We start from the raw sequence: 22615 nt of genomic DNA, 5'->3' as shown, positions 1-22615 counted from the left end.
GATGATGAATCTCCCACAAAATCCCTGAACCTCTCGACCGCAGGTCGCTACCTCCACGTACACTCTCGATAACCCGGAGCAGACCATGCCCCTCGCATACTCTAGCTCCGTTCATCACAATGACAGCCACAATCAAACTGCGCATTCTCATCATCGAAGACGACCCACGGATGCTTGAGCTACTCTGCAAAGGGCTGCGAGAGGAAGGCCACACAACCGTACCTGCACCAGACGGGAATACCGGTCTCGACCTCGCACTACGTCACGACTTCGATGCCATTCTCCTTGATCTCGGTCTGCCCGGCCGCGACGGCATCGACATCGCACTCACCCTTCGCGCAGCAAATAAACGCGCGTTCATCCTCATGGTCACTGCACGCGACACTGAAGACGACGTCATCCGCGGCCTCGACTCTGGAGCCGACCACTACCTCGTCAAGCCCTTCTCCTTCGCCGAGATGCTCGCCCGCCTCAATGGACTTACCCGCGCCACCCGCCGCACCGCTCCAGGCTCGTCCCTTGAACTAGACCCCGTTCGTCTCACCGTACGTCGCGGCAACAAAGTCATCCACCTCACCCGCAGCGAATATCTCCTTCTCTCCGCTCTACACCAGCGCACGGGCGAGACCGTCCTCCGCCAGACTCTCATTGAGTTCATCTGGAGTTCCGAGCCAGTCGGCCCCAACGCCCTTGACGTCCTGGTCAACTCCCTCCGTGCCAAGTTCGACGCGCCGTACTCGCATAAGTCCATTCTCACCACTCGCGGCGTAGGCTACTCTCTCCAGCCTGAGATCACGCCAACAGCCGGCGATACCTCCACCCCACTCCAGGAGCAGATCCGGTGAAGCCACTCCCCATCCGTCTCCGGCTCGCCGTCTGGTACTTCGCCCTCTTTGCCACCGGTGCGCTCCTCCTCAGCCTCACCAGTTGGTGGATGCTCCGACACACTATCGAAACGACACTCCGGCAGGATCTCCAAGAGAGAACCGACGATATACGCATCCAGTTGCAGCACCTCGGCCCGCACCCCTCCGGAGATCAGGCTGCAGACGCATTCGACGCAATCTATCGCTTTCGCGATGACGGAAAATGGCTGCAGATTCTCGACGAGAAGGGCCGCTGGATCTACCGCTCTTCGCGAATGGCCACGCTCCGCGCTCCTCTCGCGCCACCACAGGCCCTTCCGCACGCTGGCCTCGTCGGCATGCTTGATCGAGGAAACCGGCCGGTCCGCACGCTCTCACTGCCAATCAATGTCAACGGCTCAGGCTACTCGGTCGAGACCGGCATCTCCATGAATAAGCCACTTGTCCTGCTCCATGACTTCGGCCTCGGGCTTCTCTTCCTTACACCGGCCGTCGTCTTCGCAGCAGCTGCTGCAGGGCATCTCATCAGTCGGAAGGCCCTCGTCCCAGTTGGTCTCATTACTGCCGAAGCACGTCGAATCAGCGACCGCAATCTAGACAACCGGCTCCCCGTCTCAGCCGCCGACGACGAACTCTCCCAACTCTCCACCACTCTCAACAATATGCTGGCCCGCATCGATGCGGGCTTCCGCAGCGTGCGCGACTTCACTGCCAACGCCTCCCATGAGCTTCGCACCCCGCTCACGTGCCTGCGCACCGAGATCGAAGTTGCACTCCTTCGCCCACGTCCTGCGAGCGAGTACCGCGACTCCCTGGAGCATCTTCACCAAGTCACTCTCGACATGTCCACTCTTATCGACAGTCTCCTTGCCATCGCCCGCTCGGATGCGGGCACCGAAGTGTTATCCATTGCTGAACTCGACCTGAGATTGCTCCTGGACGTAATCGCTGAAGAGTGGACACCGATCGCGAACCGTTTATCCATCCAGTTTCAAATCGTCGGCCTTCCCTCCATCGAAACTCATCTCATCATCCTGGGCGACCGCCTCTCCCTCCTCCGGCTGATGCGTATCTTCCTCGACAACTCCTTCAAGTTCACTCCACGCGGCGGAACCGTCACCATCGCGATCACGCCCGGCGAACAAGATGTTCTTTTGGCCGTTCAGGACAATGGCCCCGGCATCGCACAGGAGCATCACGCCGCCATCTTTAACCGCTTCTATCGTGTTCGCGGGGATACCAGCCGTCAGCGTGTGGGCGCCGGCCTTGGCCTTAACCTTGCTTCCTGGATTGCCGAACAACACAATACGGCCATTACCCTCGAAAGCTCACCTGGCCGCGGCGCAAGCTTCCATATCTCGCTGCCCGTCTCACGTCAGTTCCTGAAAAGAATCAATTCCGCCACCCCGCGCTACGTTAACCCGCTACCCCGTGCAACAGAATGCCGCCAATGAATGCAACGTCTATGCCACCTTCGATTTGATCGAAGGCCTGGGCTGTCCAGAGTTCGTTGTTGAGAAAGTTATTGAAAATTTGTGCAGCTTTTTTTTTGGGCGGGGAGTTGTGGTGTTTTGCAGGGGGTTTTGCAAAAACGGGTGTTTTTATGTGTTGTTTTGATGGTGAAAACGTGGTGAGTTGCGTGGTGGATGTGGTGTTTTGACGGTCACTAATTCGGGGCTGAATCATGCGCCACGTTTTTGAGATTTATTTTTAGGTTTCCCGTTTTGGGAATGAGTGGCGTCGGGGTGGGTTTCGAGGCGTGAGGATTCCCGGTGGAACCGCTGTGCGTCAGGCTTCGGCGATGGCTGCGATAGAGATTTTCATGCCGGAGATGCGGACCGGTAGTTTTGCGCCTTGACGTGCGGGCGGGTTCTCCGGAAACCATTTGATCCACTCCTCGTTCATTCCGGCGAAGTCTGTTTCTTCGAGGATGATGACGGTGGCGCTCACGACGCGGTCGAGGGAGGTGCCTGCGGCTTTGAGGATGGCAGAGATGTTCTCCAGGCACTGTCTGGTTTGCTCCTGGATGGTTTCGCCAACGATCTTTCCGGTTGCAGGATCGTGCGGGCCTGTGCCTGAAACGAAGACAAGGCCCGCAGCCCGTACCGCCTGGCTGTAGGTCGGCGGTGGGGATGGGGCGTTCGGCGTTCGGATGATGTCTCTTCCCATAGATTGCTCCAGTTGGGTGGCCCGGATGCTTCACAGGGATTCTATCTCGACAGGGCCTTGGTTCCCGGTGGCGTAGTGGTGGAAGCTGCTCCATTTGTAGTCTTCTGGACGGGGGACTAAGCCTCTCGTCACTGGATTGCGATGGATGTAACGGATCTTCTCGACCAGCTTCGGAGTTGTGAAGACGTTGAAGTCGTAATAGCGCGGCTGCCAGAATTTTTCGTGTGTCCCTTTGAGTAACCTGGAAGACTCTCCTTTGAGGACTCGGATGGTAGAGGAGAGTTGGTGGTGCTCGGGTTCGCTGAGGAGATGGATGTGCTCTGGCATGAGGACGTAGGCGCGGAGAATGAACTTATGAGTGCGACGGGTTCGTTCGATCACTTGTTCGAGGGTGTCTTTGGATTTGTCGGATGCGAGGTAGGGAAGACGGCTGTAGCAACTAAAGGTGATGAAGTGGAGCTGGCCGGTGTTCTGGCGACGTTCGAGGCCTCGAGGCATCTTTGGATTTTAGTGGTTGGGGGAGGAGAGCGGTTCGTGCTTTCGCACGAATGCCCACTCATGCGGTGAGACTGCATGAATGGGGCACCCGAGTTTGTGGTTGGTTTATGTATGGGCCACCCGCCACCCAAGGTTGTAGGTTGAGTCTATGTATGGGCCACCCGCCTACGCACTATACAGGAGTTATATTGGCGCCTTGCCGACGACCTGCGTGTCGCCATCTCTCTCTTCGAGTGAATCTCCTAGCGAACCGAGAGAGGAGAGCGGTTCGTGCTTTCGCACGAATGCCCACTCATGCGGTGAAACTGCATGAATGGGGCACCCGATATTGTGGCTTGATTTTATGCATGGGCCACCCGCCGGAACGCTCAACCAAGAGCGCGAAGGATGTGGCACCCGAGCTTTTGTGATTGGTTCGGAAGTGGAAGGGCGGGCCACCCGCCAGAGGCCTTGTTGCCTTCGGACTTGTTCAAGTATGGGGTGGAGAGTGTCTTTCGTGTGGTCGGTGGCGAGGAAGGGTTGACGGCGATAACAACTGAAGGTGATGAAGTGGAAGTTTTTGGTTTGTTGGAAACGTTTTAGGCCGTTGGGCATTGCTGTGTGGACAGTTCACATCCCACCCTTCGCAAGAGCGCGAAGGATGGGGCACCCGAGCTTTTGTGTGTGGTTAGGAAGGGTAAGGGTGGGCCACCCGCCCACCCGCCTCCGCTTTGTGTGTGGGCCATCTGCCTCGACGCCTATCTACGCTGCGCGAGCGGGGTGTCAGGTTGATTGACTCTCACTGTTCTAATGATGTTCTTTGTTTGGTGCAGTAGCCTGTAATACTTTGGGCTACGAAGCCTGAAAACGCTCAGTGGGACTAAATTTTTCTCAATAAGCGCCGTCGTTCTCGTTAGCACGTCTGCAAACTTCTCTCCGCGTTCACCGAACGACGCTACGTCCTGAGCCAAATCATGCACTTCATCATTCGATAGGGTTAGATAAGTAGAGTTGGCCAGTAAGAATTGGTCGAGACAAAGGGCGGCTGTGCGCTTGTTGCCATTTCCAAAAATGTGCCCCGAGGCAAGATGCATGAACAAATATGCAGCTTTGGCCGCGAGTGTGGGATAGAGTTCGCGGCCAAAGCATTCTTGATACGGTTGACTTGCTGCAGAATGCAGCAGGTTCAGGTTTAGACAATTCGCACGTGTAACTGGTTCCACTCCCGGCCATAGGTAATCAATTCCTATGTCGTGAGCGCTTTCAATAAACGCAGCGTAGAGCCTGTATGTGCGGGGCTTACTTTGAGGCAAGCTTTTTGAGCGCCGGATAATATTTAGCTGCCGAGGCCGCAAACGGAGCGTTATCCTTCGTCCTGACGCGGGAAATGTACTTGTCTGTAGTCTTCGTGAGGGCTGCTATCTTTTTTGCGGTGATTTGAGTCATGAGCGTGTCCCTTCGTCAAGGGTAATGCTGTTACCAGCGTTAGTCGATCTATTTCACTTTCTAATGTATAGACGCAAGTTATACCACTTTCGTGGTAGATCTCGCTGTTTTAAAGATGCAAGATCAAGTCAAAAGTTGCAACTCTCAATCTGGCGTTTACCGGCTTTTCCAAGTAAATGAACGACTTGCGCATTGAAAACATCTCTCACTCTTTGATTGTATTGCTTAGATCTTTTACGGCTGTACTCCTCGATAGTTGCATCACGTTATGTGGCTCTCAAGATCTGTATCGGCAGGAAATTGTCATTGGTCAATTCCACCCGCGCTATTCCACCGTGACGGACTTTGCCAGGTTTCTGGGTTGGTCTACGTCGCAGCCTCGGCGTACGGCTATGTGGTAGGCGAGGAGTTGGAGGGGGACCACTTCGAGGATGGGTAGGAGTAGTTCGGGGGCCTGGGGGATGTAGATGGTCTGCTCGACGAGCTGGCTGATCTCGGTGTCGCCTTCGATGGCGATGGCGATGACTCGGCCACTGCGCGCCGTTACTTCCTGAATGTTTGACAGGGTCTTTTCGTATTTCAAGACGCTGCTTGGGTCGTTGGGGTCCTTGGTGGCGATGCAGACGACGGGGAGGGATTCGTCGATGAGGGCGTTGGGGCCGTGCTTCATCTCGCCGGCGGGGTAGCCTTCGGCGTGGATGTAGGAGATCTCCTTGAGCTTGAGTGCGCCTTCGAGGGCGATGGGGTAGTGGATGCCGCGGCCGAGGAAGAGGAAGTCGTCGGCGGTGTGGAAGAGGCGGGCGAGCTCTTCGCACTGGGCGGAGAGTGGCTGGCGTGTGGCTGCGCGGCGGTCGAGCACAGGAGCCGTGGGGCGGGCGGGTGCGGCGACGCCTTCGGAGGAGCCGGGGGAGTCGGGCGAGTTGATGTTGAGCATGGAGGCGAGCTTGCCAGGGAGTTTGGAGAGCTCGGTGACGAGGTGGAGGGATTCTTCGTCGGAGATGGTGCCGCGGACCTGCGCGAGATGAAGGGCGAGGACGAAGAGGGCGGTGAGCTGGGCGGTGAAGGCCTTGGTGGAGGCGACGCCGATCTCGGGGCCGGCGTTGGTGGTGAGGGTGCCCTGGGCTTTGCGGGTGATGGCGGCGCCGACGACGTTGCAGATGGCGAGGGTTTTACTGCCTTTGGCGGCGAGCTCGGCCTGGGCGGCGAGGGTGTCGGCGGTTTCGCCGGACTGGGTGATGAGGAGGCCGATGGCGCGGGGGTCGGCGATGGGGTCGCGGTAGCGGTACTCGGAGGCGTAGTCGACTTCGACGGGGAGGCGGGCGAGGCGCTCGATCATGAACTTGCCGGCGAGGCCAGCGTGCCAGGAGGTTCCGCAGGCGGCGATGGTGATCTGGCTGGCGTTGCGGAGGTCGTCGTTGGAGATCTGCATGGCTTCGAGGAAGACTTTGCCGGTTTCGAGGGAGACGCGGCCGAGGGTGGTGTCGCGGATGGCGCGGGGCTGCTCGTTAATCTCCTTGAGCATGAAGTGCTTGTAGCCGGCCTTTTCGGCCTGGATGGGGTCCCAGGTGATGCGCTGGACTTTTAATGGGAGCGGCTTGGCGTCGAAGTCGGTGAGGGTGACGCCTTCTTTGGTGAGGACGGCTAGTTCGCCGTCGGCGAGGAAGTGGATGTTGCGAGTGTGGTGGAGAATGCCGGGGACGTCGGAGGCGAGGAAGAACTCGCCGTCGCCGATACCGATGACGGCGGGAGGGCCCATGCGGGCGGCGACGAGCTTGTTGGGCTCGTGCGCGGAGAGGACGCCGATGGCGAAGGCTCCGGTGATGCGCTTGACGGCGCGGCGGACGGCCTCTTCGAGTGCGATGGTTGGCTTGTTGCCCAGGGTGAGGACGGCTTCTGACTCGTTGGCTTCGGGTGCCGCTTTGCCGTTGGCTTTGGTGCCGGCGGCGAGGTTCAGCTCGTCTTCGATGAGGTGGGCGATGATCTCGGTGTCGGTCTCGGAGACGAACTTGTGGCCCTTGGCGATGAGAGCGCTCTTGAGGGAGAGATAGTTTTCGACGATGCCGTTGTGGACGACGACGAGGGTGCCGCTGCCGTCGCGGTGGGGATGGGCGTTTTCTTCGGTGGGGCGGCCGTGGGTGGCCCAACGGGTATGGCCAATGCCGAAGGAGCCGTCGATGGGCGAGCCGGCGATGACGGTTTCGAGGTTGCGGAGCTTGCCCGGGGCGCGGCGGAGTTCGAGGCCGCCGGGGCCGCCAGCTACGGCGATGCCGGCGGAATCGTAACCGCGGTACTCGAGGCGGCGAAGACCTTCAATGATGACGGGGACGACAGACTGAGGACCGATGTATCCGACAATTCCACACATGTGTTGAGTTTAGATGGGCAAGAGCCATTTTGTGCTAGTGACCGCGTAAGACTTTTGGGTGACTGTACCGGCACGAAACAGAGCTAAAGCTCGACGGGCTGTCTGGTGAAGATGCCGTCGACCTGGAGTAACCGCCCGGTGTTCGTATCGCGGAAGGATGGTTCGAGGTCCCAAAGGTCGAAGCCCCTTGCCTTCATGGCAGCGGACATCTGCGGAAGGAGCTGTTCGCCTTCATAGAGGGGAAGGAGGGACATCTCAAGCTGCACGGCAGATGTCTGAGTGAGGGTATGGGCGGCTCCGCTGAGGACCTGAGGCTCGTAGCCCTGGACGTCGAGCTTGAGGAAGATCTTGCAGGACTCCGCGTCCTCGGGGAGTACATCGTCGAGGCGACGCACAGGGACCAACTCTCTCTGGATGTACTGCGATTCCGGAGCGGCGGAGAGGTGAGAGTCCAACATGGGCAGGATGGAGCTGGAGAACGAGTTGGCTGCGATATTGATCTCGGCTTCGCCAGTGGCAGCACCGAGTGCCATGCGGTTGGCAACAGTCCATAGCGGATCGTAGGCAGCGGTTTTGAGAAGCTCTCGATGCGCCCAACTGGAGGGTTCGAACGAGAGGATACTGCCCCGGTAGCCATGAGCACGGCAAAGCGTCGCGAACTGCCCGGCGTTGGCACCGACGTCGACGAGGAGGTCGATTCCTAGAAGCGAGAAAAGTTTGCTATGCCGTAGCTTTTGCGAGCTGTAAACGCTTGTCTTTTGTACCTCAAGACCGTTTGCTTCAGCGAGTGATCGAAGTGTGTTCTTAATGTGCATAAGCGTCTTCTTGAAGTCCAGGAGGAGGCAACATTGCCGATTGTTCGGAATGATCCGCAGGAATGGCCAACAGAATAGAAAGCATCGTCATAAGCCAGAGAGGAAACGAGAGGTCGAATGTCTGTGTGTCGGTGAGGCCACGAACGAGAGCAAAGATAAGCAAAGAGGCTGCAAGGTTTTTGAGGGGAGAGCGGGGTGCGCGACGAATCTGCCGAAAGAACATCCAGTAGAGCCCGATGGTCAGGATGACGCCGACAGCCCCATAAGCGAAGAACTGCTGAAGCAATTCATTGTGAGCTTCCTGCGCTTCGAATTTGCCGAATGGGGGAACGATGAACCGGTAAGAGTAGAGCCCATATCCAAGCAAAGGCTTCTCCGACGCATACTCGAGAGAAACGGCCCAGATAAAAGTTCGTCCAGTAAGAGTCTCCGGGTCCGTTCCCACGGTGTAATTGCTGAAGTAGGCTCCGAGGACGCCGCCGAGAGAGGCCAAAATTACCCCAGCGACGATTCCAATTCTGACCCTAACTGCACGAGAGAGTGTCGAATCCCATATGAGGTAGAAGCAGAAGGCGACAAGGAACCCACCGATGGCGCTCTTGCTGATCGTTCTCAGGAGGGTTGTCGCTAAAAAAAGTGCTGACAGCCGCCAGATGGGCCTTTGGCGTGTCAGATGAATTGCCAGGAACGTCGCAATGGAGAATAGAAATCCCAGTGCATTTGGATGTAGAAAATCCTCATCGCCCAAGCGCATATCCGCATTTGCGGGGAGAGCCCAGGCAAGGATGGCGACACAGCAGGCGCCCCAGACATATCCCTTCATGACGGCTGCGGCTCGCTCTTCCCCGATATCACCACGCAGCAGAAACCATATCGTTGCAACGTCGGCAGCCCACGAAGCCCAGTATCCCGCGGCTGCGACAAAAGGAGCCTCGGACCACCCCAGACTAGCCAGGGCCAAGCCGAGAAGAGCACCACACCAATAAAGAGTCGAGGTACGAAAACATGCCGCAGGTATTGACGGCTTGCCACCAATGGTGGAAAGCACAGCCAGGGCCAGCAGGGCCAGGCTGAGTACGACCGAAACAGCGGTACCTTGCTGGGGCTCTTGCTGGAACCCGATGATTGTGATGCAGGTTCGGAAGGCGAAGACGAAGCCCACCACGCCGGGCAGGAGCAGTAAGCCACTCCGAATTTTGTTTGTGTACGGCGCCATAAGTGGTGGAAGGCCCGTAGTCGCGGAATCTACTATTGACAAGCCTCGTGGTGCGGCATGCGCAGATACCTGCGGCTGCTCTCCGCTGCTGCAAGTCTATTGCCTGCCTGCAGGCCGCAGTCAAAGGAACACAAGGTACTGCAAACTTTTTACAACTGCGAGACAAAGGCCGAACAATTGGAAAGACTCTCGACGCCTTTCAGGTTTTAGTGAGTGTTTCAGGGAATTTACTGAATGATGACAAATCGGGGTGTACTGTAAAGGGCGGACGTTCTGCGACAGGGTGTTGTGAACATACTTGTTATCAATAGTGGGTCTTCGTCGATCAAGTTTTCTCTGTTCAAAACAGGAGAGGGTGAGCCTCGATCGCTGTTTGAGGGTGAGGTCACCGGTATCGGCGGAGAAAAGGCGGCGTTTAAGTTCCGCGACGCAGAAGGGCGAGCTCTGAACGACGAGCATGCGGAGGTTAACATTCGGACGCCCATCGATGCGATCCGTCTGGTGGTCAACGCCGTGAGCAAGCCGCAGCTGCCGAAGGTAGAAGCAGTCGGATACCGGGTCGTGCATCCTGGCCCGAAGCTCGATCGGCATCAACTCATCACCGACGCCGTGCTGAAGGATCTGGAGGATGCAGTTGTCTTTGCCCCGCTGCACGATCCGGCGGCGATTGAAGTGATCAAAGAGATGATGTCGAAGTTTCCGGACGTGCATCACTACGCGTGTTTTGACACGGTCTTTCATCAGACGATGCCGGAGACGGCCACAACATATCCACTACCCATGAAGTACCGGGACCAGGGCGTGCGCCGATACGGATTTCATGGCTTGAGCTGCGAATCGATTGTGCGGCAACTGCAGGCAGAAAAGACAATCCTGTTTCCGAAGCGGATGGTGATTGCACACCTCGGAAGCGGGTGCAGCGTTACGGCGCTTCTGGATGGGCGTTCCGTCGATACGACGATGGGGCTGACACCGACCGGCGGAGTCGTCATGGGCACACGGCCGGGAGATCTTGACCCTGGCCTTATGCTCTATCTGCTGCGGCAGATGCAAGGCGATCCGATCGCGGCTTTAGAAAAAATGCTGAATCATGATGCGGGGATGGTGGCGCTCTCCGGGCTGCCAAACGACATGAAGACAGTTCGAGAAGCTGCCGCCAAAGGCGATCCGCGAGCGAATCTCGCCGTGGAGATCTTTACGCGTAGCGTGAAAAAAGCGATTGGAAGCTTCATCGCCCTCTTAGGCGGCGTCGACACCGTGGTGTTTGCCGGCGGAATCGGGGAACACGACACGAAGTCGCGAGAAGAGATTCTGAGTGGCTTAGGCAGTTTTGGAATTTCGATTAATTCTGAGTTGAATACCGCCAAAGGCAATGCGTTGCGTCGACTCAGCGCATCTCAGTCACAAACAGCGGTTTTTGTCGTTCCGGCAAAAGAGGATTGGATGATCGCAGTCCATGTAGAACACATGGCTCGATCGTAAGAGTAGGACTCGGATCTTCAACAGATACTTTTGTGATCTTGTACGAAGGAGTGTTCTGATGAGTGCAGCTACAAAGAAGTCACCCGACACAATCAATCATAGTTCTCAGCCCCTGACCGCTGACGAATTGCGCAAGATCGATGCCTACTGGCGAGCTTGCAACTATCTTTGCGTCGGCATGTTGTACCTGCGGGCCAATCCCCTGCTACGCGAGCCGCTGAAGCCGGAGCACATCAAGAACCGCCTGCTCGGACATTGGGGGTCGGACCCCGGACAGTCATTCGCATGGGTGCATCTCAACCGGTTGATCAAGAAGTACGATCTGGACCTGATCTTTCTCTCGGGCCCTGGCCACGGCGCTCCTGCGACTCTGTCGAACAGCTATCTGGAGGGAGTTTATTCAGAGGTCTATCCGGATAAGAGCGAAGACATCGCCGGCATGCAGAAGTTCTTCAAACAGTTTTCATTTCCCGGTGGCATAGGAAGCCACTGCACGCCGGAGACGCCAGGTTCAATCCACGAAGGCGGCGAGCTTGGGTACAGCCTGTCGCATGGATTCGGCGCGGCGTTCGACAACCCCGATCTCATCGTGACGGTTGTAGTGGGAGACGGCGAGGCGGAGACCGGCCCGCTGGCTACGTCATGGCACTCGAACAAATTTCTCAATCCAGTACGCGATGGAGCGGTGCTGCCAATACTGCACCTGAACGGTTACAAAATCGCAAACCCGACGGTGCTGGCGCGTATTTCGCCGGAGGAGCTGGAGTGGATGTTTAAAGGCTACGGCTGGACGCCTTATGTCGTCGAAGGGGACGACCCCGCAACGATGCACCAGCTGATGGCGAAGGTGATGGAGGATTGCGTGACGGAGATTCATGCAATTCAGAAGAAGGCGCGCAGTGCGCCGAAGGGAACAGAGCCGGAGCGGCCGCGATGGCCGATGATTATTCTGCGCTCCCCAAAGGGATGGACGTGTCCGAAGGAGATTGATGGGCACAAGCTGGAAGGCTCGTGGCGCGCACATCAGATGCCGGTTCTCGATCCCGTGACAAACCCGAAGCATCTGAAGCTGGTCGAGAAGTGGATGCGCAGTTACAAACCTGAGGAGCTGTTTGATGAATCAGGCAAGCTGATCTCTGAGTTGAGGGAGATGGCTCCGGTTGGGCACCGAAGAATCACTGCGAATCCGCACGCGAACGGTGGTCTACTGCGCAAACCAATGGAGCTGCCCGACTTTCGCGACTACGCCGTGAAGGTAACGAAGCCAGGACAGATCGAAGTTTCTCCTACGGATGTATTGGCGCATTTTTTACGTGATGCCATGCGCATGAATATGACGAGCTTTCGCGTATTCGGGCCAGATGAGACCGCTTCGAACAAACTACAGGCGATCTACGAAGTCAGCGGCAAAACGTGGATGGCAAAGCTGCTGCCTGAAGATGCAGATGGCGGCGACCTTGCGCGCAATGGCCGCGTGATGGAAATTCTCAGCGAACACACGCTCGAAGGGTGGTTCGAAGGCTATGTGCTGACGGGACGACACGGGTTCTTCTCCACCTACGAATCGTTCGTGCACATCATCGACTCGATGTTCAACCAGCATGCGAAGTGGCTGGAGAAGAGCAAGCTGGAGCTGCGGTGGAGAGCGCCTGTTTCGTCGATCAATCTGCTGATCACTTCGCTCGTTTGGCGGCAGGACCACAACGGATTTACGCATCAGGATCCTGGGTTCCTGGACGTCGTGACGAACAAGAGCCCCGAAGTGACGCGGATCTACCTGCCGCCTGACGCAAACTGCCTGCTGAGCGTTGGGGATCACTGCCTGCGCAGCTCAAATTACGTCAACGTGATCGTCGCGGATAAGGCGCCGCATCTGCAGTATCTGAATATGGCCGACGCGGTAATACACTGCACAAAAGGCATTGGGATATGGGATTTCGCGAGCAATGATTCAGGCGATGAACCGGATGTCGTAATGGCCTGTGCTGGCGATATCCCGACAGAGGAGGCACTCGCGGCCGTGGCGATCCTACGGCAACAGTGCGTGGATCTGAAGATTCGATTCGTCAATGTGGTGGATCTGTTTCGTCTGATGCCGGAGACAGAACACCCTCACGGACTGTCGGAAAAGGAGTTTGACGGTTTGTTCACCAGGAATAAGCCGGTGATCTTCAACTTCCATGCCTACGCTTCGCTGGTGCATAAATTGACCTACAAGAGAACGAATCATGAAAACTTTCACGTCCGCGGATACAAGGAGAAAGGCAACATCAACACTCCGCTGGAGCTGGCAATTCTGAATCAGATTGATCGATTCGATCTGGCGATCGATGTGATCGACCGCGTTCCCCGGTTGCAGTTGACGGCAGCGCACACGAAGGAATGGCTCAAGGGACAGATTATCGAGAGTGTCAATTACGCCCACGAGAACGGCATCGACAGCAAGGAGATTCGCGAGTGGAAGTGGCCCCTCTAGACACCCTCTAAAACTGAACAATCGTAGAAGCAAAACGACGAACGGGAACCCCCCGTTCGTCGTTTTACTTCGTGAATGCATCGGTGAGACTTGCTTAGTTCGGCGGAAGTTGAGTCGCGCTCCATCCACCGCCAAGTGCCATCTGCAGCTGTGCGCTGGCCACAATCCGCCGCGACACCAGGGATGCCGCTTCTCTTTCATCGGTCAATTCAATGGTCTGGTTCGTCAACACCTCAAGATATGGCGCCAGCCCACGCTTGTAACGAAGCGTCGAGAGCTCCGTACTCAACTTCGCCGCATCCACTGCTCTTCCCTGCACTGCGGCCTCCTGCTCCAACACCCGTAGCGCCGAAAGCTGATCCTCCACATCACGAAATGCAGAGAGCACCTGCTCCCGGTAGAGCGCTGTAGCCTGCTCCCGCTGCGCAATCGCAAAATCCATCTGAGCCCTTCTGCGGCCTGCATCGAACAAAACTTCATTCGCCGAGATTCCTGCATTCCATTGTGTGCTGTTTGTATTGAAGAGACTACTGATCTGAGAGCTCTGGATGCCGCCGCCCGCTCCGAGAAAAACAGTTGGGTAATATGCAGATTTCGCGACACCAATCAGCGCATTGGCTGACGCAACCCGACGTTCCGCCGAGGCAATGTCCGGCCGACGCTCCAGCAGTTGAGATGGAATGCCCGTCGGGATACTGGGCGGATCACCTGCAATTGGGCGCTCGGCAATATGAAATCCTGTGGCAGGCACGCCTACCAGTACTGCAATCGCGTGTTCGAACTGTTCACGCTGCACTTCAAGATCGATGAGTTGTGCGCGAGTCTCTTCCAGCTGAGCCTTCGCCTGTTGCACATCGCTATCAGAACTCAAGCCACCCTTCAGCCGATCCTCTGTGAGTTGGAGAGCCTGGGTAAATGCATCGATGGTGCTACGAAGAAGTTGGGCTTGCAGGTCGATCCCGCGCACTTGTAAGAACGTCACCGCGAGTAGTCCCTGCAGGCTCAGTTGTGTATTAGCAAGATCCGCCGAGGTTGCTTGCGCGTTCGCTGCGCTTGACTCAACCTGTCTGCGAACTCCACCCCACAGATCCGGCTCCCAGGAGATATTCAGAGGAATCAAAAAATCCCAGTAGGACGATGTTGATGGTCTCAGCGGCGCGTTGAGTGAAGCACCGTTACGGCTTGCACTCGGGCCAACCGACACTGTCGGATACAGAGCTGATTTATTCTCGCGCACAAGATCGTGTGCCTGCTCATAGGCATGAAGGGCCGCAGCAATATTCTGATTAGCCGCAGCACATCGCTGCTCCAGATTATTCAATTCAGCATCGTTGAAGACAGCCCACCACATACCGCGGTCGGCTCCATCGGCTGGTTTTGCCGCCGCCCAGTCACCATTGTGGCCGTCGTCGCTGAATGCAGGAGGAGCCGGCATGGCGGGAACCTTGTAGTTCGGTCCTACCTTGCAACCGTTGAGTGCCAACGCACCTAGCAGCGCTCCTGTAACAGCTACGTTGCGAGTCTTCATCGCTTCGCCTCCGCGCCCGGGTTGCTCCCATTCGGCGTTATGACTCGCACCTCTTCTCCGTCGGTCAGCGAATCCGGCGGATTAGCAACGATGGACTGACCTGGCTTGAGTCCTGCCAGAATCTCAACTGTCGAACCAAAGTCGCGGCCCGGAGTGACCGGCACCAGGTGAGCGTGATGACTTGAGTCCACCGTCGCGACGCGCAGCCCTTCCGGCGACAAAATCAACGCTCCGACAGGCACAAGCAGTGCGGGCGCATCGCTCGAAACGTTCAAGTGAACTTCGGTATAACTACCCGGAAGCAGTTCGCCCGATCGGTTATCGACATCCACCTCCGCAAGCAGCGTCCGGCTCGCCGGGTCGACAGCATCCGACGAGCGCACGAGCTTGCCTTCAAAAGTGCGCCCCGGATACTGCGGCAACGTCAACTTCGCAATCGTTCCGTTCTTTGCATCGGGCGAGTAAATCTGCGGCACGTTAATAAACACGCGGAGCGTGCGGACAGCCGATATGTCGAAGATCTCTTTATTACCCGTGACGGTGCCGGCTCCGGCTGTCGTGGTGCTTCCCGTCGCCGAAATCAGTTGACCGATGTCGATGTTGCGCGCCGTCACCACGCCGTCGAATGGTGCCACGATCCGCTCGAAGGAGACCAACTCCTCCAACCGTTGCACGTTCGCCTTCGCTGAAGCTACCTGAGTGTTCCTTGCCTCCAACGCTTGCGCCGCGGTGTCAGTATCCTGCTGCGAAACTGCGTTGCGACCGATCAAATCGCTGTAACGATCAGACGTCACCTTCGCGATTCCGGCGTTGCTTTCTGCTGTGGCAAGGTCCGCCTTCGCAGATGCCAGCTGTTGATCCAGCTCCGGCGTCTCGATCACCGCAAGCAACTCGCCCTTGCGCACAGGCGTACCGATATCGTGATACCAGGCCTTCACATATCCGGTCGTCCGCGCATAGATCGGAGCGAGCGTGTACGCTTGCATGTTGCCTGGCAGCACAATCTCGCGGGCACTCTTCTGCATCACCGGCTGCTCAAGCGAGACCGGTGGAGCGGCGGTGTTTTCCGTGTACTTCGCAAGCTCCGCACTAACATGCTTACGTCCCACAATGCCGAAGACGGCGACGACAACGGCCACTATCAATATGATCGCCACGACTGTGAGCAGCGATCCACGTGAGACTTTTTGCCCCTCGTGGTTCCCCTTGTTATGGCTTCCGGCTGCCTGCGTTGTCACTCTGTCTCCGTCCTTATCTGCTTCCGTCTTCTGGTCCTTGGCGCTCATCGACCTCTCTCCGCCTCCGCTATCCGCGTTGTTTCCGGTGCGCTCCGTTCGCTGCCCCTCGCTCATATGCGCTCCTCTTCCTGGTTATCGGTCAGCTCTTCTATCACCGGTCGATCGTTGCGATGCATGAAGGAGAAAAAGACAGGAACGAAGGTCAACGTACCGAAGGTCGCCAGCATCAGACCTCCGATGACAGCACGACCAAGCGGTGCATTCTGCTCGCCACCGTCACCAAGTCCGAGCGCCATCGGAACCATGCCTATAATCATCGCCAGCGCAGTCATAATGACAGGACGAAACCGTGTAAAGCCGGCTGAGAGTGCTGCCTCGGTGGCGTTCAATCCCAACTCCATCTGCTCCTTCGCAAAACTGACGACCAGGATTGAGTTCGCCGTCGCCACACCCACGCACATAATTGCGCCCGTCAAAGCTGGCACACTAATGTGCGTTCCTGTCAGGAACAGCAACCAGACAATTCCTGCCAGTGCTCCTGGAAGCGCCGCGATAATAATGAAGGGATCGAGCCAGCTCTGAAAGTTCACTACGATCAGCGCGTAGACCAACACGATCGAGAACAGCAACCCGTACACCAGTCCGGTAAAGGACGTGTGCATCGTCTGGATCTGCCCGCGCACATAGATCTCCGTACCGCGCGGCAACTTGCTCTTGGTGTCCTTTACGAGTTGTTCCACTCTGGTTGATACGCTGGCGAGGTCAGTCCCTTCGACAGCACCATAGATATCAATCACAGGCCGGGCGTTGTAGTGACTCACCGTGCCCTGCTCAGTGCCTCTGCGAATCGACGCAAGATTTCCGAGAATCTGCGGCTGCTGCGTTGAGCCATTTGTAGCAATCGGAAAGTTTTCCAACTGTTGCAGTGTCTGCACGTTGTATTGCTGCGTCTGCACAGCCACGTTATAGCTGACGTGATTTTGCGGATTGAGGTAGAACGTCGGATTGGTCTGGAAGCTGCCGCTAAGGCTGGTCAGCACACTCACCGCAACATCTCGCTGGCTGTATCCAACCTGCTGAGCACGAGTACGATCCACATCGATCGTCCAGGTCGGCAGGTTGAACGGCTGCTGGATCCGCAGGTCGGTCGTTCCGGGAATATGGCTGATCTGCTCCATCATCTTTTCTGCAACAGCGCGATTCTGCGTGAGCTGCTGGCCGACGAATTGCACATCGATCTGGGCCGGTAGACCGAAGTTCAGGATCTGGCTCACCATGTCGGTCGGCAGATAGTAGAACTCCGTGCCCGGAAACTCCTGCGTGAGCTTGTCGCGAAGCTCATGCGTATACTCCGCAGTCGGTCGATGCTTTTCCCCCAGCGTGACCAGAATATCCGCGTCCGCCGTTCCCACCGGGGCTGAGTTCGAGTAAGACAGGTTGAGGCCCGAGTAAGGAATACCAATGTTATCGATGATCGTGCCGAGCTGTGCCTGAGGAATCTCTCCTCGGATCACGTCCTCAATCTGATCGCAGAGGCGGGCAGTGTCTTCGATTCGTGTGCCGGTCTTTGCGCGAACGTGCAGCTTGAACTGACCGCCATCGACCGAGGGAAAAAAGTCCTGCCCGAGCCACGGATAAAGCAGTACAAGCGATGCGATCCAGAAAGCCACAATCGAAAACAGGAACCCAAGCCGAAACTCCAGGCAGAAGGTCAACAGACCGCGGTACCAGGTACGCAGCTTTTCAAAATAATGCTCAAAGGTGACTTGAAATCTGACGAATGGATTTCGGCTCGGGCGCTTCGTCTGATCGTGATCGGGGTTATGTGGCTTCAGTAGATACTTCGCCATCGTCGGGACAATGGTCCGCGAAAGGAAGTAGGACGCAAGCATTGCAAACACGACCGCTTCTGCCAGGGGAACGAACAGATACCGTGCAACGCCGCCAAGGAAGAACATCGGCACAAACACGATGCAGATCGAGATCGTCGAAACGAAGGCCGGCACCGCAATCTGCGCAGCTCCATCCAGGATCGCGTGTTCGACCTCCTTCCCTTCCTCAAGATTGCGATTGATGTTCTCAATCTCGACCGTTGCGTCATCGACAAGGATGCCGACCGCCAGCGCCAATCCGCCAAGCGTCATAATGTTGATCGTCTCGCCCAGTGCAGCCAGCATGAGTAGCGAGCAAATTACTGACAATGGAATCGAGACGGCGATAATGATCGTCGATCGCCAGCTGCCAAGGAAGATAAGAATCATCGCAGCTGTCAGACATGCAGCGATTAACGCCTCACGCACAACGCCACTGATGGCTCCTTTAACAAACACCGATTGATCGGCGATCGGTTGTATCTTGAGCGCCGGTGGCAACTGAGCGGAAATCAGCGGCAGTTGTGCGCGAACGTCTGAGATGATGTTCAACGTCGAAGCATTGCCCGTCTTCTGGATCGTCATCAGCGAAGCGCGCTGCCCATCCACACGCACAATATTCGTCTGAGGCGGAAACCCATCGCGAACATTACCAATGTCGCGAATGTAAACCGTCGCACCATTCACGGTCTTGATCGGCAGATTGTTCAGTCCAGCGATCGAACTCGGCGCGCTGTTGGTCTCCACCTGGTAATCGATGTGGCCAATCTTCATATCGCCAGCAGGCAGAATGATGTTCTGGGTTGAAACGGTATTAACAATGTCGGAGGCGGAGAGCCCATAGGCCTGAAGCTTCTGCGTATCGACGTCAACTTGAATCTGCCGCTGCTTGCCGCCATAGGGGAACGGAGTCGAGGCACCCTGAACCGTCGCGAGTTGTGTGCGGATGAAGTTTGCGCCGAAGTCATACAGTTGCTGCTCGCTGAGGCCCGGCCCGGAGAGTCCAAGCTGCAGGACCGGTACGCTCGAGGCGCTGTACTGAATAACAAGGGGCGGCTGCGTCCCCTGAGGATATTGCCGCAGCGCGGTCTGCGCGATAGCCGTAACCTGTGCCACGGCCTGGGAGATCTGAACCGTCGGGCGGAAGAAGATCTTCACCACCGAGACTCCGCTCAGCGTCTGAGACTCCGTATGATCGATGTCATTGACCGTAGTCGTCAGGTTCCGCTCAAACGGCAGAACAATTCGATCGGCCAGTTGCTCCGGCGACAACCCTGCGTAGTTCCACACCACCGATACCACTGGAATATCGATATTCGGAAAAATATCCACCGGTGTCCGCAGCATAACCACGGGCCCGATAATGAAGAGCAACAGTGACAAGACGACAAATGTGTAAGGTCTCTTAAGTGCGAGACGTACAATCCACATTGAAACTCCTTTGGCTGGCCCGGCTCCTGATACATCTTGGACGATTGGACGCGCTTTGTGGACTCAGAAACATACAAGACGACTGCGGGTGATACTAAACCGAACGTCTAGAAAATATGATGACACGAAGCTTCTGGCGGACTCAAAGATATGTGCTCCCTCACTTTGAGCCTCTCCCGTTTGGCTTCTCCTTTTTTTCGCTACGACGATTCGTACGTCTCAAACCCCCGAATGCCGCCCGCACGATCGCCTCAGCATCGGTATCGCTCATCGAACCGTGGCCGGCCAGCAACCGAAAGATCATCGGCCCATAGATCAAATCGAGAACAATCTCTGCATCAATTTTTTCGCAGATCTCCCCACGCTCCACCCCCCGTCGCCACATTACGCGAGCGAGATCGCGCCTCGGGTAGAGAAAGCGTTCACGAAACAACGCAAGAAAACCAGCATCGCTTTGGCCCTCAGCAATAAATTGGCAGAAAAGCCGACCAAGCGAGGAAGTGTAGAAAGCATTGACAGACCTTAATTGCAGGATAAAATCCGTCTCCGCCGATCCCGTGTCGGGGGCTGAGACCCGCTCCGTCATTCCGGCAAGATAAGCCTCCAGCGCAACAAGACTTTTGTTCGGCCACCACTTATAGATCGTCGCTTTACTCACCCCGGCACGTTTCGCAATGGCATCGGCCGTCACCTTGCGCAACGGTTTACGCTCCAGCAATTGCAGCGTAGCCTTTAGAATCGCGGTCTTTGCCTCGATGCTGCGGTGTCGGCCGCGGGCTTTTCGCTCCTCCACAAACCCCGACTCTTGCAGTGATTGCATCCGCCGACTCCCCCAAATAGTCTGCTTACTGACCGCTCCAAACGCAACCCCGGTCGTCGAAATTACACCGACGAAGGCAAATCAGGAGTCCTGAATGCAATTGTAAACTGCTCGTTCAGTAATAGAAAATGGGCAATCATTATCCGGCGAGCAAAATAGACATATCAGTCGACGAAAAGGACTTCAACCTTCGACTTGCCTCTTCGGTATTCGCGAAACAGCACACAGAAAGAAGGCGCCATCATCCAGACTGGCGCCGTCCCCCCTCGCGGTTCTCGGCGATGCAACAACCTGTCGCCACGCGAAAAACCTAAGCCTTACCCCGCATCTTCGCCGCCCACCACCGCGACCCCACCAGCAGGAATCGCCAATCCTTCAAAAACTCCGGCGGTTTGCCCTCAATCGCATGCCCAATAAACTGCAGTGCCCAGCCAAAACAGAACAGTCCCACTCCAACCCACAGCAGACGGTGCCACACGCTCGCGGCCACCAGCACAGGCAGCGACAGCATAATGATCGGTATCCCGAACGTATGCGTCAGCCGGTTCAGCGGGTGCTGATGGCTCTCCGAATACTCCGCAATCCAGCTATCCCAACTCCGTCCACCAAGCATGGCCGGAATCCTACTCCTCACCGTTCTCCGGTCGCAACCCCCAACACGCAATCGCCGTCAAACCAATCACATTCGCTCGCACGCCCCTTGAAGCGATGAATGCCGGAGCCATCATCAACATGAGCAAAGAGTGGATCGCCAGCCTTACCCAGGACATAAAACAAAAAGGCCACGAAGCGGCAGAAGAGTACGGCCGATCGCAACATCGCGCCGCCATCGTCACGGCTGAGAGCAGACCATTCTTCGCTGCCTTCGCAACCTGCCTGGAAGAAGACGTCAATGAGATCAGGCGTCAGTTACAAGGCGACGCCACCGCCTCAGACACCACCTTCAAAACCAGCGGCCCTTCCGAGATAAAACTCACTCGCAGCCGATTTCCCTGGTTTGACGCGGACATCACCCATCGCGACTCCACCGTCGTACTCGACTACGCCAAAGGTCTCGGCGTCGCCGGCGACCCGGCACTTGACCGCAAATCGTCCCACTTCGACTTCCACGTCGACACCGATGACACCCTCTCCATCAAGCAGTCCTTTGGTGATCACCCCAAACAGTTCCGCGAACCTGCAGAACTCGCCCGGCACATCATCCAAATATTATTCGAGGTCTAGCCGATCGCTCCTGCGAAGTGCGCGACCTATCATCGCGTCTGATACTACTCCCACTGCGCGGTATGTTTCTCCAGCCACCAGCACGCCGGATCTCCCTGCTGCGGAAAGATCGATCGGCTGCACGTCACCGGCATAGTGCCCATCAGGTCATACTCTACCTTGTTCCCCTTCAGCGGAGTGGCAAGAAACTGATTCACCGACACAACTCGATAGGCCGTCCCATGCGACACGCGAACCCGCAGCACCAACCAGTCGCCCACATACAACAGCACGAGCAAAACACCCAGCACCACCAATGCCTGACCGATACGTCGCAACCAGAGTCCCATCAGCCAAAGTATTGCACGAAAGGAATAAGCATTGCCGCAAATAGGCCGATAACTCTCTTCATGAGGAAGCTCCTCAATTGCAACAACGTGATCAATCGCAACGCGACTTAGAAGATCGCTCTTGATAGAAAGTTAATCTCAAAAAGGAACGCCAAGTCGTTGCGCACGCGCCATATCGACGAGTCGTCCTGCGGAAACGCGTGTCTAAGGTAAATAAGAAGTCCGAGGATTGAATGAAGGTCACACTATCTTTGCTAAGACTGGCACTGCTCTCCACACTCTCGTTGGTGTCCTGTCGGGCACTCGCGCAAAGCACCCCAGCCGCAACCCAGCAGCTTCAACTCTCCGCCTTCGTTGCAGGCACCGGTACCTTTACTGACCTCAGCGGCGGCAAAAATCTCGGTATCACCGCTGGCCTCGACATCACAGTTCTCCACTTTCGCGCCTTCAGGCCTGCAGCGGAGATCCGCGGCACCTACCCCGTCGACGGCGGCACCATCAGCAGCCAGAAGAACTTTCTCGTCGGCCCCAAGGTGGAATACCCGATCGGACGGCTCCATCCGTACGCCGACTTCCTCATCGGTCGCGGCGGCATCGACTACCTCAGAGGCGGCTACATCTTCGGCAACATCAAGTACCTCAGCTCCAACACCGTGGTCTACTCCCCCGGCGTCGGCCTCGACTACAACCTCACTCACAACCTCGCCGTCAAAGCCGACTTTCAGTACCAACACTGGGACACGCCCGCGGTTCCATCCGGCAGCATCAGCCCCAAAGCCTTCACCTTGGGCGGCGTCTACGTCTTCGACTTCAACCCACGCCATCATCACAGTCAGTAGCAGTGCGCAAAATCTTCAAGAAG

General features: G+C 56.7%; 19 protein-coding genes. 6 read left to right on the top strand and 13 right to left on the bottom strand.

Annotated features, from left to right (window positions below; genetic code table 11):
• The first annotated feature begins 119 nt into the window (after positions 1–119).
• The gene (locus RBB82_RS14920; protein WP_433971482.1) at positions 120–845 is read left to right on the top strand and encodes a response regulator transcription factor; all 726 of its coding nucleotides are present in this window, start codon (positions 120–122) and stop codon (positions 843–845) included.
• Positions 842–2320, top strand: a complete 1479-nt coding sequence (locus RBB82_RS14915; RefSeq protein WP_433971480.1) for a HAMP domain-containing sensor histidine kinase — start codon at positions 842–844, stop codon at positions 2318–2320. The genes RBB82_RS14920 and RBB82_RS14915 overlap by 4 nt, the downstream gene beginning before the upstream one ends.
• Here RBB82_RS14915 and RBB82_RS14910 read toward each other — a convergent pair.
• The 7 genes from RBB82_RS14910 to RBB82_RS14880 all read right to left on the bottom strand — a co-directional run bounded on the left by RBB82_RS14910 (position 2283) and on the right by RBB82_RS14880 (position 9396).
• Positions 2283–2552 (bottom strand): hypothetical protein, encoded by a 270-nt coding sequence (locus RBB82_RS14910; protein WP_433971479.1) that lies wholly within the window; start codon positions 2550–2552, stop codon positions 2283–2285. The genes RBB82_RS14915 and RBB82_RS14910 overlap by 38 nt on opposite strands.
• A 102-nt stretch (positions 2553–2654) precedes the next feature.
• On the bottom strand, positions 2655–3035 hold the full coding sequence (locus RBB82_RS14905; protein ID WP_433971478.1) for a RidA family protein: 381 nt from the start codon (positions 3033–3035) through the stop codon (positions 2655–2657).
• 30 nt (positions 3036–3065) lie between these two features.
• Positions 3066–3533, bottom strand: coding sequence for an REP-associated tyrosine transposase (locus tag RBB82_RS14900; RefSeq protein WP_433971476.1), 468 nt, complete (start codon positions 3531–3533; stop codon positions 3066–3068).
• Positions 3534–4270: 737 nt separating this feature from the next.
• Positions 4271–4735, bottom strand: a complete 465-nt coding sequence (locus RBB82_RS14895) for a type II toxin-antitoxin system death-on-curing family toxin (protein ID WP_433975389.1) — start codon at positions 4733–4735, stop codon at positions 4271–4273.
• A gap of 548 nt (positions 4736–5283) precedes the next feature.
• Positions 5284–7323: a glutamine--fructose-6-phosphate transaminase (isomerizing) gene (glmS, locus tag RBB82_RS14890; RefSeq protein ID WP_433971474.1), complete on the bottom strand. Its 2040-nt coding sequence runs from the start codon at positions 7321–7323 to the stop codon at positions 5284–5286.
• Positions 7324–7406: 83 nt separating this feature from the next.
• Entirely contained in the window at positions 7407–8138 is a 732-nt protein-coding gene (locus RBB82_RS14885; RefSeq protein WP_433971473.1) for an FkbM family methyltransferase, read from the bottom strand.
• Positions 8128–9396 (bottom strand): O-antigen ligase family protein, encoded by a 1269-nt coding sequence (locus tag RBB82_RS14880; protein WP_433971472.1) that lies wholly within the window; start codon positions 9394–9396, stop codon positions 8128–8130. Before RBB82_RS14880 ends, RBB82_RS14885 begins: the two co-directional genes overlap by 11 nt.
• A gap of 246 nt (positions 9397–9642) precedes the next feature.
• Here RBB82_RS14880 and RBB82_RS14875 point away from each other — a divergent pair, with 246 nt between their 5' ends.
• Both RBB82_RS14875 and RBB82_RS14870 read left to right on the top strand, forming a co-directional pair.
• Positions 9643–10836 (top strand): acetate/propionate family kinase, encoded by a 1194-nt coding sequence (locus RBB82_RS14875; protein ID WP_433971470.1) that lies wholly within the window; start codon positions 9643–9645, stop codon positions 10834–10836.
• A 58-nt stretch (positions 10837–10894) separates the two neighbouring features.
• Positions 10895–13312, top strand: coding sequence for a phosphoketolase family protein (locus tag RBB82_RS14870; protein WP_433971469.1), 2418 nt, complete (start codon positions 10895–10897; stop codon positions 13310–13312).
• Between the two features lie 94 nt (positions 13313–13406).
• Here the strand turns inward: RBB82_RS14870 and RBB82_RS14865 are convergent, their stop codons facing one another.
• The 5 genes from RBB82_RS14865 to RBB82_RS14845 form a co-directional block, all read right to left on the bottom strand.
• Positions 13407–14840: an efflux transporter outer membrane subunit gene (locus tag RBB82_RS14865; RefSeq protein WP_433971467.1), complete on the bottom strand. Its 1434-nt coding sequence runs from the start codon at positions 14838–14840 to the stop codon at positions 13407–13409.
• A complete protein-coding gene (locus tag RBB82_RS14860; RefSeq protein WP_433971465.1) occupies positions 14837–16192 on the bottom strand; it encodes an efflux RND transporter periplasmic adaptor subunit in 1356 nt (451 codons plus the stop codon). The genes RBB82_RS14865 and RBB82_RS14860 overlap by 4 nt, the downstream gene beginning before the upstream one ends.
• Positions 16189–19380, bottom strand: a complete 3192-nt coding sequence (locus tag RBB82_RS14855; protein ID WP_433971463.1) for an efflux RND transporter permease subunit — start codon at positions 19378–19380, stop codon at positions 16189–16191. Before RBB82_RS14855 ends, RBB82_RS14860 begins: the two co-directional genes overlap by 4 nt.
• Positions 19381–19540: 160 nt before the next feature.
• On the bottom strand, positions 19541–20200 hold the full coding sequence (locus RBB82_RS14850; protein WP_433971461.1) for a TetR/AcrR family transcriptional regulator: 660 nt from the start codon (positions 20198–20200) through the stop codon (positions 19541–19543).
• Between the two features lie 310 nt (positions 20201–20510).
• Positions 20511–20813, bottom strand: a complete 303-nt coding sequence (locus RBB82_RS14845; RefSeq protein ID WP_433971460.1) for an Mpo1-like protein — start codon at positions 20811–20813, stop codon at positions 20511–20513.
• 119 nt (positions 20814–20932) lie between these two features.
• Between RBB82_RS14845 and RBB82_RS14840 the strand changes: the two genes are divergently transcribed.
• Complete coding sequence (locus tag RBB82_RS14840; protein ID WP_433971459.1) at positions 20933–21424, top strand: hypothetical protein; 492 nt, start codon at positions 20933–20935, stop codon at positions 21422–21424.
• 44 nt (positions 21425–21468) lie between these two features.
• Here RBB82_RS14840 and RBB82_RS14835 read toward each other — a convergent pair whose 3' ends face one another.
• Positions 21469–21741, bottom strand: a complete 273-nt coding sequence (locus tag RBB82_RS14835) for a hypothetical protein (protein WP_433971457.1) — start codon at positions 21739–21741, stop codon at positions 21469–21471.
• Positions 21742–21986: 245 nt separating this feature from the next.
• On the opposite strand from RBB82_RS14835, the gene RBB82_RS14830 reads away from it, so the two are divergent.
• Positions 21987–22592 (top strand): outer membrane beta-barrel protein, encoded by a 606-nt coding sequence (locus RBB82_RS14830; RefSeq protein ID WP_433971456.1) that lies wholly within the window; start codon positions 21987–21989, stop codon positions 22590–22592.
• The last annotated feature ends 23 nt before the right edge of the window (positions 22593–22615 follow it).

The sequence above is a fragment of the Tunturiibacter lichenicola genome (assembly GCF_051013355.1).
Classification (GTDB): Bacteria; Acidobacteriota; Terriglobia; order Terriglobales; family Acidobacteriaceae; genus Edaphobacter; species Edaphobacter lichenicola_F.
The sequence above is the reverse complement of the archived record's forward strand: the minus strand, read 5'-3'. Positions and strand labels throughout refer to the sequence as shown.

Coding starts and splice junctions, on each gene's coding strand:
- RBB82_RS14920 (WP_433971482.1), top strand. CDS start 120: ATGACAGCCACAATCAAACTGCGCATTCTCATCATCGAAGACGACCCA.
- RBB82_RS14910 (WP_433971479.1), bottom strand. CDS start 2,552: ATGATTCAGCCCCGAATTAGTGACCGTCAAAACACCACATCCACCACG.
- RBB82_RS14905 (WP_433971478.1), bottom strand. CDS start 3,035: ATGGGAAGAGACATCATCCGAACGCCGAACGCCCCATCCCCACCGCCG.
- RBB82_RS14900 (WP_433971476.1), bottom strand. CDS start 3,533: ATGCCTCGAGGCCTCGAACGTCGCCAGAACACCGGCCAGCTCCACTTC.
- glmS (WP_433971474.1), bottom strand. CDS start 7,323: ATGTGTGGAATTGTCGGATACATCGGTCCTCAGTCTGTCGTCCCCGTC.
- RBB82_RS14885 (WP_433971473.1), bottom strand. CDS start 8,138: ATGCACATTAAGAACACACTTCGATCACTCGCTGAAGCAAACGGTCTT.
- RBB82_RS14870 (WP_433971469.1), top strand. CDS start 10,895: ATGAGTGCAGCTACAAAGAAGTCACCCGACACAATCAATCATAGTTCT.
- RBB82_RS14865 (WP_433971467.1), bottom strand. CDS start 14,840: ATGAAGACTCGCAACGTAGCTGTTACAGGAGCGCTGCTAGGTGCGTTG.
- RBB82_RS14860 (WP_433971465.1), bottom strand. CDS start 16,192: ATGAGCGAGGGGCAGCGAACGGAGCGCACCGGAAACAACGCGGATAGC.
- RBB82_RS14855 (WP_433971463.1), bottom strand. CDS start 19,380: ATGTGGATTGTACGTCTCGCACTTAAGAGACCTTACACATTTGTCGTC.
- RBB82_RS14850 (WP_433971461.1), bottom strand. CDS start 20,200: ATGCAATCACTGCAAGAGTCGGGGTTTGTGGAGGAGCGAAAAGCCCGC.
- RBB82_RS14845 (WP_433971460.1), bottom strand. CDS start 20,813: ATGCTTGGTGGACGGAGTTGGGATAGCTGGATTGCGGAGTATTCGGAG.
- RBB82_RS14840 (WP_433971459.1), top strand. CDS start 20,933: ATGAGCAAAGAGTGGATCGCCAGCCTTACCCAGGACATAAAACAAAAA.
- RBB82_RS14830 (WP_433971456.1), top strand. CDS start 21,987: ATGAAGGTCACACTATCTTTGCTAAGACTGGCACTGCTCTCCACACTC.